Source organism: Bradyrhizobium sp. AUGA SZCCT0176, from assembly GCF_018130145.1.
GTDB lineage: Bacteria > Pseudomonadota > Alphaproteobacteria > Rhizobiales > Xanthobacteraceae > Bradyrhizobium.
Map to the genome: position 1 here is coordinate 18,472 of NZ_JAFCMB010000030.1, position 11,599 is coordinate 30,070.

14 protein-coding genes are annotated in these 11,599 nt (G+C 63.3%); 8 read left to right on the forward strand and 6 right to left on the reverse strand.

Translation table 11 applies throughout. The features are described from left to right. The first annotated feature begins 166 nt into the window (after positions 1 to 166). The 5 genes from JQ600_RS34235 to JQ600_RS34255 all read left to right on the forward strand — a co-directional run bounded on the left by JQ600_RS34235 (position 167) and on the right by JQ600_RS34255 (position 4,225). Positions 167 to 1,159: a lyase gene (locus JQ600_RS34235; RefSeq protein WP_212392237.1), complete on the forward strand. Its 993-nt coding sequence runs from the start codon at positions 167 to 169 to the stop codon at positions 1,157 to 1,159. Continuing rightward, positions 1,156 to 1,530, forward strand: a complete 375-nt coding sequence (locus tag JQ600_RS34240) for a c-type cytochrome (RefSeq protein WP_212392238.1) — start codon at positions 1,156 to 1,158, stop codon at positions 1,528 to 1,530. Before JQ600_RS34235 ends, JQ600_RS34240 begins: the two co-directional genes overlap by 4 nt. A gap of 56 nt (positions 1,531 to 1,586) precedes the next feature. Further along, on the forward strand, positions 1,587 to 2,039 hold the full coding sequence (gene queF, locus JQ600_RS34245) for a preQ(1) synthase (RefSeq protein ID WP_212392239.1): 453 nt from the start codon (positions 1,587 to 1,589) through the stop codon (positions 2,037 to 2,039). Positions 2,040 to 2,070: 31 nt separating this feature from the next. Continuing rightward, the gene (locus JQ600_RS34250) at positions 2,071 to 3,039 is read left to right on the forward strand and encodes a hypothetical protein (RefSeq protein WP_212392240.1); all 969 of its coding nucleotides are present in this window, start codon (positions 2,071 to 2,073) and stop codon (positions 3,037 to 3,039) included. 217 nt (positions 3,040 to 3,256) lie between these two features. After that, positions 3,257 to 4,225: a tripartite tricarboxylate transporter substrate binding protein gene (locus tag JQ600_RS34255; RefSeq protein ID WP_212392241.1), complete on the forward strand. Its 969-nt coding sequence runs from the start codon at positions 3,257 to 3,259 to the stop codon at positions 4,223 to 4,225. A gap of 18 nt (positions 4,226 to 4,243) precedes the next feature. On the opposite strand, the gene JQ600_RS34260 is transcribed toward JQ600_RS34255, so the two are convergent. From JQ600_RS34260 to secG, 5 genes are all read right to left on the reverse strand, one after another. Next, entirely contained in the window at positions 4,244 to 5,440 is a 1,197-nt protein-coding gene (locus JQ600_RS34260) for an MFS transporter (protein WP_212392242.1), read from the reverse strand. Between the two features lie 16 nt (positions 5,441 to 5,456). Beyond that, positions 5,457 to 6,323, reverse strand: a complete 867-nt coding sequence (kdsA, locus tag JQ600_RS34265; RefSeq protein WP_212392243.1) for a 3-deoxy-8-phosphooctulonate synthase — start codon at positions 6,321 to 6,323, stop codon at positions 5,457 to 5,459. A 93-nt stretch (positions 6,324 to 6,416) separates the two neighbouring features. After that, a complete protein-coding gene (locus tag JQ600_RS34270; RefSeq protein WP_192739554.1) occupies positions 6,417 to 6,743 on the reverse strand; it encodes an NIPSNAP family protein in 327 nt (108 codons plus the stop codon). 226 nt (positions 6,744 to 6,969) lie between these two features. Then, positions 6,970 to 8,601: a CTP synthase gene (locus JQ600_RS34275; RefSeq protein WP_212392244.1), complete on the reverse strand. Its 1,632-nt coding sequence runs from the start codon at positions 8,599 to 8,601 to the stop codon at positions 6,970 to 6,972. A gap of 166 nt (positions 8,602 to 8,767) precedes the next feature. Further along, positions 8,768 to 9,151, reverse strand: a complete 384-nt coding sequence (gene secG, locus JQ600_RS34280; RefSeq protein WP_212038300.1) for a preprotein translocase subunit SecG — start codon at positions 9,149 to 9,151, stop codon at positions 8,768 to 8,770. 225 nt (positions 9,152 to 9,376) lie between these two features. Here secG and JQ600_RS34285 point away from each other — a divergent pair, with 225 nt between their 5' ends. From JQ600_RS34285 to JQ600_RS34295, 3 genes are read left to right on the forward strand one after another with little or no spacing between them, the layout of a single operon-like run. Further along, positions 9,377 to 9,943, forward strand: coding sequence for an XRE family transcriptional regulator (locus tag JQ600_RS34285; RefSeq protein WP_212392245.1), 567 nt, complete (start codon positions 9,377 to 9,379; stop codon positions 9,941 to 9,943). Between the two features lie 5 nt (positions 9,944 to 9,948). Continuing rightward, a complete protein-coding gene (locus tag JQ600_RS34290) occupies positions 9,949 to 10,293 on the forward strand; it encodes a hypothetical protein (RefSeq protein WP_249136224.1) in 345 nt (114 codons plus the stop codon). A 5-nt stretch (positions 10,294 to 10,298) separates the two neighbouring features. Then, positions 10,299 to 10,832 carry a GNAT family N-acetyltransferase gene (locus JQ600_RS34295; RefSeq protein WP_212392246.1) on the forward strand — a complete coding sequence of 178 codons (534 nt, stop codon included), beginning with the start codon at positions 10,299 to 10,301 and terminating at the stop codon, positions 10,830 to 10,832. A gap of 2 nt (positions 10,833 to 10,834) precedes the next feature. On the opposite strand, the gene tpiA is transcribed toward JQ600_RS34295, so the two are convergent. After that, positions 10,835 to 11,587 carry a triose-phosphate isomerase gene (gene tpiA, locus JQ600_RS34300; RefSeq protein WP_212392247.1) on the reverse strand — a complete coding sequence of 251 codons (753 nt, stop codon included), beginning with the start codon at positions 11,585 to 11,587 and terminating at the stop codon, positions 10,835 to 10,837. Positions 11,588 to 11,599: the final 12 nt, after the last annotated feature.

Genomic DNA, 11,599 nt, shown 5'->3' on the forward strand with positions numbered 1-11,599 from the left:
TCCTGGATGGTTCCGGGGCTGGATTTGGGCGCGTCTTACACGGCGCGCAAGCAAATGTGAACGCTTAGTCTGCGTGTTCGCCTGACGGGGCAATGTGGTAAGACTATGCTGTTTCGAGGTTGATCTTCGCGTCCAAACCTTCTCGTTCAAGAACCGGGGTAACGCAATGAATCGCCGCCAGTTTCTCAAGACTTCCGCTGCCGGAATTTTAGCCACGCCTGCGCTTGCGCGCTTTGCGGATGCCCAGGAGAGCCCGTTCCGGGTCAAATATTATCCGGTCGCCGCCGGCATGGGCTCGCGCGACGTCACGCCGGCGCCCGATGGCACGATGTGGTTCTGCGGCCAGCGCAACGGCACGCTGGGGCGGCTCGATCCGCGCGACGGGTCGTACAAGCTGGTCGACCTCGGCAAGGGCGCCGCTCCCCATGGCGTCATCATCGGCCCCGATGGCGCGCCCTGGGTCACCGAAGGCGGGCAGAACGCGATCGCCCGCGTGGATCCCGGCGATCACAAGGTGACGCTGTTTCGCCTGCCCGAGAACGAGGCCTACGCCAACCTCAACACCGCCGTGTTCGACAAGAAGGGCATCTACTGGTTCACCGGCCAGTCCGGCATCTATGGCCGGCTCGACCCGAAATCGGGCGACATGACGGTCTTCAAGTCGCCGCGCGGCCGCGGCACTTACGGCATGACCATCACACCGAAGGGCGACATCTGGTACGCCTCGCTCGCCGGCAATCACATCGCGAAGATCGATCCGGCGACCGGCAATGCCAGCGTGGTGGACCCGCCGACGCCCAATCAGGGCGCGCGCCGGGTGTGGTCGGATTCGAAGGGCCGGATCTGGGTCAGCGAATGGAACAGCGGCAACGTGTCGATGCACGATCCTTCTGATGGCTCCTGGAAGGCCTGGAAGCTGCCCGGCGACAATCCGCGCACCTATGCGGTCTATGTCGACGACAAGGACAAGGTCTGGCTCACCGATTTCGGCGCCAATGCGATCGTGCGCTTCGATCCCGTGACCGAGAAGTTCAACGCGTTCCCGAGCGACAAGACCGGCGCGAATGTGCGACAGCTCGACGGCAAGCCCGGCGAAACCTGGGGCGGCGAGTCCGGCAATAACCGCCTGGTCGTGATCCAGACGGTCGCGCCTGCGTGAAATGGTACGCATTCCTGTTGCTGCTGCCGATGCTGGCTGCTGCCCCCGCCTCGGCGGACGAAAACGGCGCGCGGCTGTTCGCGCCATGCCGGGCCTGCCACAGCCTTGATCCCACTGAGCGCGGCCTGCCCGGCCCCAATCTTGCCGGCGTGGCCGGACGTGTGGTCGCCGGCGATCCGGCGTTCGACTATTCGCCGGTGCTGCGCAAGGCGCGCGATGATGGCTTGCGCTGGGACATGCCGCGTCTGGAAAGCTTCCTGGCCGATCCCGCCGAGATGTTTCCGGGGCTGTGGATGTCGATGCGCGGGATCGAGGATACCGCCGAGCGAAAGGCGCTGGTGCGCTTTCTCTCAGATCCCGCCTCGCGCTGACGGTTGACGGCCACGCCTGATACGTCCATGTCAGCGGTCGCAACAGGACGATCATGATGGCCAAAAAATCACTGCAGCTCGGCCGCGCCGTGGAATGGCCCGACAGCCCGGAAAAAGCGACGCTGGACCGCGTGCCCAATCCGCAAAAGGACACCAATTATCTGGTGCGGTTCACGGCGCCCGAATTCACTTCGCTCTGCCCTGTCACTGGACAGCCGGATTTCGCCCATCTGATGATCGATTACGTGCCGGGCCAATGGCTCTTGGAATCCAAATCGCTAAAACTCTATGTCGCGAGTTTTCGCAATCACGGCGCGTTCCATGAGGATTGCACGGTCTCGATCGGCAAACGCATCGCAGCCGAGATCAAGCCGAAATGGTTGCGCATCGGCGGCTACTGGTATCCGCGCGGCGGCATCCCGATCGACGTGTTCTGGCAGACCGGCAAGCTGCCCAAGGGCGTATGGGTGCCCGACCAGGGCGTCGCGCCCTATCGCGGCCGGGGTTGAACCTAACGGCTGATTATCCCGACAACCGCCCATGCAAAAGCCCCTCGCCGCCTTCATCCGACTTGCCGCCGCGCCGTGCGTCGTTCTGATGCTTTCGAATGCCTCAGCGGCACAGCCCTCGCCCGAGGACCGCTACATCGCGGCCCGCGACGCCGCGATCGCGAAAATCACGAAATTGTACGCGGACAAGAAGGACGACGAGGCCTTCAAGGCTGCGGAAACGCTGCGCGCTGATCTGCTGGCGAAGCTCGCGCCGATTGTCGCCGAATCCGGTCGCAAGGGATTTGGAACGGCCAAGCTTAATCTCGATGCCTTGTCCAAGGGCGACATGGGCTTTGGCCTGCTCGACGGCGTGCGCTTCGACTCCGAGTTGGGCGACAACGGCGAGAAGGCCGGCCAGAATGGCCGCGACGGCCAATATGTCGAGCCGAAATCCCATATCATCGTGACGACGCAATCGATGTTCGAGCGCTGGCTGCGCGCGCACAAGGATTGGTGGGGCAAGAAACTCAAGAACGTGCCGCAACAGATCGGCGCCGCGCTCAAGGACGAAAGCTTCTACACCCAGGCGATCTCGACCGATGCGGCGGTCGTGAACTTCAACGAATTGCCGATCGCCAAACCCGCCTCCGCCACGTCAGCCTTTGCGATGCTGGGCGGGCGAACCCAGGACGCCGTCCCTGAGGCCGCAGACGAGGTGTTCGTTTCAGCGCTTGCCGACGGCAAGGTCTACGTCGCCTATGGATCGATCAAGCCCAAGGTGGAGGTCCCGGCCTGCCTTGCGATCAAGGCTGATTACGACAAGAAGGCCGACAAGGCTGCCGACGATCTGCAGTCCAAGCGGATCGACAGGAAAGCCTACGACAAGCTCGGCGATCTCAGGCAAAAGGGCGAAGACGCCTACAAGAAATGCTTTACCGAGCGCGCGCCGCAGCAGCCGTCATTTGCCGAAGCGACCAGGCAGGCGCAGGCCTTGCTGGCGGAGGCGATGGGAAAATAACGCGAGGCGTCACAGCCAGGGCATGAACCAATTGATCCTGAGCCGTCGCACGTGCACTCCGGCGTGCATTGCACGCTCAAGTCAGACAGCAAGCCATGCACCTTGTGCAACAAGAGACGTTGCCTCGGCACCTATCTCACTCACGTCCATATGATGTAGCCTGCCCGCAGGAAGCGCCGCGCATCTCAGACGCTGGCGCTGTTGAGGAAACGACATCATGAAATATCTATTCCGCGCTCTTGCAGCGTTCGCGCTTCTGCTGAGCTGCGCAGGCGGCGCCTGGGCACAAGGCTGGCCGAACCGGTCGATCCGCATGGTCGTCCCCTACACGCCGGGCGGCTACACCGATCTGATGGCCCGCCTCGTCGGGCAAAAAATCTCCGAGGCGCTCGGCCAGCCCATCGTCTTCGAGAACAAGCCAGGCGCCAACGCCATCATCGGCACCGACGTCGTCGCCAAGGCCGCGCCCGACGGCTACACGTTCGGCACCGTGATCGCGGCGCATGCGGCAAACGCCACGCTCAATCCAAAGCTGCCCTACGACACGCTGAAGGACTTCAACTACGTCTCGCTGATGAGCGTCGCACCGCTGATCATGATTGCGCATCCCTCGGTGCCGGCGAACAATTTGAAGGAGCTGATCGCGCTCGCGAAGGCCAAGCCGGGCGAGCTCAATTTTGCGTCGAGCGGCATCGGCGCTGCGGCACATCTCACCATGGAGATGTTCATGAGCCGCACCGGCATCAAAATGCAGCACATTCCCTACAAGGGCACGGCCGGCGCATTGCAGGATACCGTCGGCGGGCAAATCAACGTGATGTTCGACATCGTTGGTCCGCTGATGCCGCAGGTGCGCTCCGGGAACGCCAAGGCGATCGTCGTCACCGCGAAAGAGCGCATTCCGGCGGCGCCCGACGTGCCGACGATGGCGGAACAGGGCGTGCCGGATTTCGTGTCCGGCACCTGGGCCGGAATCATCGCACCGGCGGGCACGCCGAAGGAGATCGTCGACCGCGTCTCCGCCGAGGCCAAGAAGGCGCTCGCCGACCCCGCATTGCAGGCAAAACTGGTCGAACAGGGCATCGTTCCGATGGGCAGCAGCCCGGAGGAATTCCGTGGCTTCGTCACTGAAGAGATCGCGCGCTGGCGCAAGGTGATCACTGACGCGGGAATCAAGATGGAATAGCGAGGGCTCGATACGAAGCTAGCCCGGCCGCGCATCCGCCGGCCGGGTCTGCTTCAACAGCCGCGCGCAGACAATTCCGAGCGCGACCATGATGGCCGCGGCGGTGAGCAAGGTCGGAACCTTGCCAGCGTGCTGGATGCCGAAGCCGTAGGCGATGGGGCCGAGCGTCTGGCCCATGAAAAAGAAGAACGAATGCAGCGACAGCGCGGTCGCTCGCGCTTCCACCGACAGCTCGCTGGCAAATACCTGCAGGCAGCCGTGGATCATGTAAAAGCCCCAGCCCATGAACAGCAAGCTCAAGGCCTGAAGTTTCCATTGCGGTCCCATCGCGACCGCAACGAGTTGCACCGCGACCAGCGTCGCACCGGCGAGCATCATGCCCTTGACGCCGATCCGGGGCAGGAAACGCGAAATCGTCATGGTGTAGAACAGGCCACCGACCGCAAAGCCGGCGATCACGATGCCGGCGATCGAGAGCGAGGTCTCGCCGAGTTCGAACAGGAAAGCGGCGATGAAGGGAAACAGGCCGAGCACGCAGCAGCCTTCGATGAACACAGCCGAATAGCAGATGCGCGCGTTCGGGTTGGTGAAGATGGTGCGGTAGCCATGTGCGAGTGCCGAGAGGCTTGTCCGCGGCGGATGCTTCAGATCGGCGCCACGAAATCCGGCGGCCACCGCAATCGCCGCCAGCACGACCAGCGCGCCGAGGATCGCCAGCACGCCGCGCCAGCCCATGAAATCGCCGATCAATCCGGAGAACGAGGCCCCGAGCAGGTTTCCGGACATCGAGCCCATCAGCGTGCGGCCGATCGCGAGCTGGCGCTTCTCGGGCCCGACGAGATCGCTGGTCAGGCCGAGCGCGATCGGAAACACCCCGCCCGAGCCGATGCCGGCGAGAATGCGCGTTGCAAACAATTCCGGGAACGACGTCGCCATCGCGCCCAGGATGTTGGCAACGCCGAGCAGCACCAGGCAGACGATCATCAGCCTTGCCTTGCCGAACATGTCGGCAGTGGCGCCGAGCACGGGCTGGATGATTGCGAAGGTGAACGCGAACACCGCGGCAAAGCCGGCGGCGGCCGCGATGCTGACGCTGAAATCCTCGGCGACGTGCGGCAAGACAGGATCGAGCGCGCGGGCCGACAGGCTGGCGGCAAAGGTCGCGAGTGCGATGATGTTGAGGGCCGGCGGCAGGCGGTTGGTTGCTGCGGTCACGGCTCGGCCCGCGCCATCAGCGCGCCGTGCTGTTGGCAGTTAGGTTTTTGGCGAGCGCATCGAACCCCATCAGGGTCTTCACCAGCGCTTCGAACTCGCGCAGCGGCACCATGTTGGGTCCATCGCACGGTGCGTTGTCGGGATCGGGATGGGTCTCGATGAAGACACCGGCAACGCCGACTGCGACCGCGGCGCGCGCCAGGGCTGGGACAAATTCGCGCTCTCCGCCCGATGAGGCGCCCATGCCGCCCGGCTGCTGCACCGAATGGGTGGCATCGAAGATGACGGGCGCGCCTGTCGTGCGGGCCATAATCGGCAGCGCGCGCATATCCGACACCAGCGTATTGTAACCAAAGGAAGCGCCGCGCTCGGTGACCAGCACGTTCGGATTGCCGCCGGCAGTGATCTTGCTGACGACGTTCGCCATGTCCCCCGGCGCCAGGAATTGCCCCTTCTTGACGTTGACGACCTTGCCGGTCGCAGCCGCCGCCAGCAGCAGATCGGTCTGCCGGCACAGGTAAGCCGGGATCTGCAGCACGTCCACCGCCTGCGCCACCTCGGCGCATTGCGCGGACTCGTGCACGTCGGTGAGCACGGGCAGTCCAACCGAAGCGCGTATCTCGGCGAAGATCGGCAAAGCTTGCGCGAGGCCAATGCCTCTCGCAGCGGAGACGCTGGTGCGGTTGGCCTTGTCGAACGAGGTCTTGTAGACGAGTCCGATTCCGAGGCGCCCTGCGATCTCCTTCAGCGCGCTCGCCACTTCAAGGGCATGGCTGCGGCTTTCGAGCTGGCATGGGCCGGCGATGATCGAAATCGGCAAAGCATTGCCGAATTTGACCGGGCCTACCGTCACAATGGGCGCAGCAGAAATGTTCGCGTTCAAGGGCATTTCCTTCTTGCCTGACGTGGACCATGCCGGTCCGCGCCATCAGGATCAACCCGTTTTAACCCCGGAATGTCAGGGTTGCGCCGCTGGTTACTTCACCGAGGAGAACGCCGTCGGCACCAGCAACTGGCTGACGATGTTGTCGATGATCTGGCCGTCCTCTTCGCTCTTGGCGCGGCCGGCGATCCAATCGGGATCGGACTGAAATGCCGTCCATTTCTTTTCGCGGTCCGCGAGCGAGTCCCACGCGACGAAATAGGTCAGTTCCTGGTTCGAGGTCCCGATCAGCGTGGTGTAGAAACCGGCCTGCTTGATGCCGTGCTTGTCCCACAATTTCAGCGTCAGCGTATCGAAGCGCTTCATCAGCGCCGGCAGACGGCCAGGCAGACAGCGGTAGACACGCATTTCCATAATCATCGGAGGCACTCCCTGATTGTTGTTCTTGCAGGTAACGGAAGCGGTTTGTCGCAACAATTGGCGCGTTCGTCAAAGGCGAAGCGAGCAGCTGTAGGGTGGGCAAAGCCACCGGGTCGCGCGAAATGCGCGCCCGATGACAGGCTCCGCGTGCCCACCATTCTGTCTAAATAGGCGGTGAGATGGTGGGCACGCTGCGCTTTGCCCACCCTACGATTCCGGTGCAGGCTTAGACCAACCGGCTCTGCACCACCGCGGCCTGAATGAACGAAGCGAACAAGGGATGCGGCTCGAACGGGCGCGATTTCAGTTCGGGGTGGAATTGCACGCCGATGAACCAGGGATGGTCCTCATATTCGACGATCTCCGGCAGCACGCCGTCGGGCGACAGGCCCGAGAAGCGCAGGCCGTGCTGTTCGAGGCGGTCCTTGTAGGCGGTGTTGACCTCGTAGCGATGACGGTGGCGTTCCGAAATCTCGGTGGCGCCGCCATAGACCGCCGACACCCGGCTGCCGCGATTCAGCGCCGCCGGATAGGCGCCCAGCCGCATGGTGCCGCCGAGATCGCCGGACTTCGTGCGCTTCTCGAGCTCATTGCCGCGCAACCATTCCGTCATCAGGCCGACCAGCGGCTCCCTGGTCGGACCGAACTCGGTGGAATTGGCGTCCTCGATGCCGACGAGATTGCGCGCGGCTTCGATGACGGCCATCTGCATGCCGAAGCAGATACCGAAATACGGCACGCGGCGGACACGCGCGAACTGCGCCGCGCGGATCTTGCCTTCGGCGCCGCGTTGGCCGAAGCCGCCGGGCACCAGGATGCCGTTGACGTGTTCGAGGAACGGCGCCGGATCCTCGTGCTCGAACACCTCGCTCTCGATCCAGTCGAGATTGACCTTCACCTTGTTGGCGATGCCGCCATGCGACAGCGCCTCGATCAGCGATTTATACGCATCCTTCATGCCGGTGTATTTGCCGACGATGGCGATGGTGACCGCGCCTTCGGGGTTGCGCACCCGCTCGTTGATGTCGTTCCAGCTTTGCATCGCGGGCGGGATCTTCGGCGCGATGCCGAACGCGGCCAGCACTTCGTCGTCGAGGCCGGCCTCGTGGTAGGCTTGCGGCACCGCGTAGATGTTGTCGACGTCCCTCGCCTCGATAACAGCGCTTTCGCGCACGTTGCAGAACAGGCCGAGCTTGCGCCGCTCTTCCTTCGGAATCTCGCGGTCGGTGCGGCACAGCAGGATATCCGGCTGGATGCCGATCGAACGCAACTCCTTGACCGAGTGCTGCGTCGGTTTGGTCTTCAACTCGCCGGCGCTCGGGATGAACGGCAGCAGCGTCAGGTGAATGTAAACCGCGTGCTCGCGCGGCAATTCGTTCTTGAGCTGACGGATGGCTTCAAAGAACGGCAACCCCTCGATATCGCCGACGGTGCCGCCGATCTCGACCAGCACGAAATCATATTCGTCGTTGCCGGAGAGGACGAATTCCTTGATCGCGTTGGTGACGTGCGGCACCACCTGGATCGTCGCACCGAGATAATCGCCGCGGCGTTCCTTGGTGATGATGTCCTGATAGATGCGCCCGGTGGTGATGTTGTCGGCCTTGGTGGCCGGACGCCCCGTGAAGCGCTCGTAATGGCCGAGATCGAGATCGGTCTCGGCGCCGTCGTCGGTCACGAACACTTCGCCGTGCTGATACGGCGACATCGTTCCGGGATCGAGGTTGAGATAGGGGTCGAGTTTGCGGAGACGGACCTTGTACCCGCGGGCCTGCAACAGCGCACCGAGTGCCGCTGAAGCCAGACCTTTGCCGAGCGAAGAAACCACGCCGCCGGTGATGAATATGTACCGCGCCATGGGACTCAACCTTTAAGGCCACTGCTCCGATTCGCCAAAACGAATCGCTCGCCAGAGCGAACATTTTGCCGGGCTGTGGGTGACGTGAAATTTAAAGCGATATCAGAGCATTGATGGGAAGTTCTGATGCAGGACGGTAGTCGCCGTCCTGCATAGCCACCCTGCTTTATTGCGAACGCGGAGCTTGCGGGCCCGATGGCGCCGGCGGGCTCTGCTGTTCATCGACCTTCTTCAGCGTATCCAGAACGCCGCCGCTGGTCGGCGGCGCGATCGGCGCCCCTCCGGGCTGGGACGGCGTCGCGGGGCCCGTGAGAATCGAGCTTGGCTTGCGATCGAGGCCCGCGGACCAGGCCAAATACAGGCTGGTGACAAAGAAGCCTGCCGCCAAAATCGCGGTCATCCGCGTCAACAGATTGGAGGTTCCGCGGCTCGACATGAAGCCGGCGCCGCCGCCCATGCCAAGGCCGCCGCCTTCGGATTTCTGCAGCAATACCGCGCCGATCAGCACGGCGACGATCATGAGGTGAACGACAATAACGACGGCCTGCATTTCTAACCTTCCGTCACAAGCGATGAGCGCCGGGCTTCGGCTGCACTATTGAGCTTGCGGGTTTTCCTGAAGTTGCGCGGTGTTACACGATCGGACGGGGCATTGTCACCCCCAACAGCTGCTCCGGAGATAATTGCCGCAGGCTTTCCAACAAGCCGCGAAGCCGCACGAAGTCGCGACATTTCCTACTTGCGAACGCCAGCTCTTTTCTCTTATAATAGACATATGGATACTATAGTAGACGATCTCAGCAACCGGCTGGCGCAGCGCCTGCGTCTCGAGCGCGACAGCCGCGGCTGGTCGCTGGCCGATCTCGCCGAACGATCGGGGGTCTCAAAGGCGACCATCAGCAAGATCGAGCGCGCCGAAGTCAGCCCGACCGCGGTGGTGCTGGTCCGGCTCGCAAGCGCCTTCGACCTCACGCTGGCCGGCCTGATGTTGCGCGCCGAGGGCCAGGGCGAGCGCCTTTCGCGTGCCAGCGAACAGCCGGTCTGGCGCGATCCCGAGACCGGCTATCTGCGCACACAGCTATTCAATCGCCCCGATCATCCGCTCGAAGTCATCAGGGTCGAATTGCCGGCACGACAGCGCGTGACGCTGCCGGCTTCGTCCTATGCGCATATCCGTCAGGTGGTCTGGGTACAGGCAGGCGCACTCGTGATTATCGAGGCCGGCGAACGGTATCTTCTTGGCGCCGGCGATTGCCTCGGCTTCGGCCCCCCCGCGGAGACGACCTTCGCCAATGAGAGCGCCTCACCCTGCACCTATGTCGTGGCGCTGGCCCGGAGCTAGCAACGATGTCGAAGGCAGTTCTCAAAAGCTTCGCGATCGAACAGGCGCTCCCCGACAACGATATTGCGGCCGGCCATAATGGCGGCCCACCACTCGAGGATGCGCACCGGCCGGAATGGGGTGATGGGGGAATCGGAAATTACTTCTACTGGAAGGCTGCGCACCGCAGGGCCTGGCACAACACCTCACCCGGCATCGTCGCCTTTCGCATTCAGAAGGCCGAACGGCTCGGGCTCACTTATGAAGAGTACACGTTGGAAATTCTCGAACGCGGCCGACATCTCCAGATCGAGGATGTCGAGCGGATTGCAGAGATCAAAGAGGCCCGTGCGGCCAGGAAACGAGGCTGAACGAGATGCCTGATATCGAAATCAAACCCTTGAGCCCGTCGCCCGATATTCGCGCGAGCCTCAGCGAGATCCTGATCGAAGCGGTGGCCCATGGCGGTTCGGTCAGCTTCATGCATCCGCTGCATCAGGAGGTCGCAAATGCTTTCTGGGAGAAATCGCTGGCCGCGGCAGCGCGCGGAGAACGGATCGTGCTGGGCGCCTTCGACGGCGATCAGTTGGTCGGAACGGTAACGCTGGTGCTGGACCTTGCGCTCAACCAGCCGCACCGGGCGGAGATCATCAAGATGATGACGCGCGTCAGCCATCGCGGCCGCGGCGTCGCGAAGGCGCTGCTGTACGCCGCCGAACGCGTGGCGATCGATCACGGACGCTGGCTGCTGGTGCTCGACACCGCCGACGACGAAGGCGCTGCCGGATTATACGAGCGCGTCGGCTTCAAATTGGCCGGGATCATTCCGGACTACGCGTACAAACCCCTCGGCGGCATGACCGGCACGATGTTCTACTGGAAGCGGCTAAACGACGCCGCGCCAAGCTGAGCTCAACACCCCGCAGCGATCGCCAAAAAGTCCGCCGCCTTCAAACTGGCGCCGCCGACCAGAGCGCCGTTGACGTTGGCGACCGCCATTAGTTCGGCCGCATTGGATGGCTTGACCGAACCGCCATAGAGAATCCGGATCTTGCCGCCCTCGGCCTTAAATCGGTCGGTGAGAACACCCCGGATAAACGCATGAACTTGCTCGACATCTTTTGCCGTCGGGGTCAGCCCGGTGCCGATCGCCCAGACCGGCTCATAGGCCACCACCAGATTGGCTGACGTCGATCCGTCCGGCAGCGAGCCTTTGAGCTGGCCACCGCAGACGTCCAGCGTCTGCCCGGCGTCGCGCTGGGCCTGGGTCTCGCCGATGCAGACGATGGCGGTCAGCCCCGCCCGCCAGGCGGCTTCCGCCTTCTGCCGGACCAGGGCATCGGTCTCGCCATGGTCGGCACGTCGCTCGGAATGGCCGACAATGATGGCGCTGGCTCCGGCATCGGCCAGCATTTCAGCCGAAAGGTCGCCGGTATGGGCGCCCGACGCCTTCGGGTGGCAATCCTGGGCGCCGACGGCGAGTTTTGAGCCCTTTGCCTTGTCGGCCAAGGTGGCGATCAGGGAGGCCGGCGGGCAGACCAGCAGGTCGGCCTTGGCGGCCACCGCTGCGGCACCTTCGCGCATTGCCTCAAATTCGACCAGGGAAGACTTGAGGCCGTTCATTTTCCAGTTGCCGGCGATCAGGGGCCGAATGGCGTCGGGCATGTCGATTTTCTC

Excerpts from the sequence above, each read along its gene's own strand:
- JQ600_RS34235 (WP_212392237.1), top strand. The coding sequence starts at position 167 with ATGAATCGCCGCCAGTTTCTCAAGACTTCCGCTGCCGGAATTTTAGCC.
- queF (WP_212392239.1), top strand. The coding sequence starts at position 1,587 with ATGGCCAAAAAATCACTGCAGCTCGGCCGCGCCGTGGAATGGCCCGAC.
- JQ600_RS34250 (WP_212392240.1), top strand. The coding sequence starts at position 2,071 with ATGCAAAAGCCCCTCGCCGCCTTCATCCGACTTGCCGCCGCGCCGTGC.
- JQ600_RS34255 (WP_212392241.1), top strand. The coding sequence starts at position 3,257 with ATGAAATATCTATTCCGCGCTCTTGCAGCGTTCGCGCTTCTGCTGAGC.
- JQ600_RS34270 (WP_192739554.1), bottom strand. The coding sequence starts at position 6,743 with ATGATTATGGAAATGCGTGTCTACCGCTGTCTGCCTGGCCGTCTGCCG.
- JQ600_RS34275 (WP_212392244.1), bottom strand. The coding sequence starts at position 8,601 with ATGGCGCGGTACATATTCATCACCGGCGGCGTGGTTTCTTCGCTCGGC.
- secG (WP_212038300.1), bottom strand. The coding sequence starts at position 9,151 with ATGCAGGCCGTCGTTATTGTCGTTCACCTCATGATCGTCGCCGTGCTG.
- JQ600_RS34285 (WP_212392245.1), top strand. The coding sequence starts at position 9,377 with ATGGATACTATAGTAGACGATCTCAGCAACCGGCTGGCGCAGCGCCTG.
- JQ600_RS34290 (WP_249136224.1), top strand. The coding sequence starts at position 9,949 with ATGTCGAAGGCAGTTCTCAAAAGCTTCGCGATCGAACAGGCGCTCCCC.
- JQ600_RS34295 (WP_212392246.1), top strand. The coding sequence starts at position 10,299 with ATGCCTGATATCGAAATCAAACCCTTGAGCCCGTCGCCCGATATTCGC.
- tpiA (WP_212392247.1), bottom strand. The coding sequence starts at position 11,587 with ATGCCCGACGCCATTCGGCCCCTGATCGCCGGCAACTGGAAAATGAAC.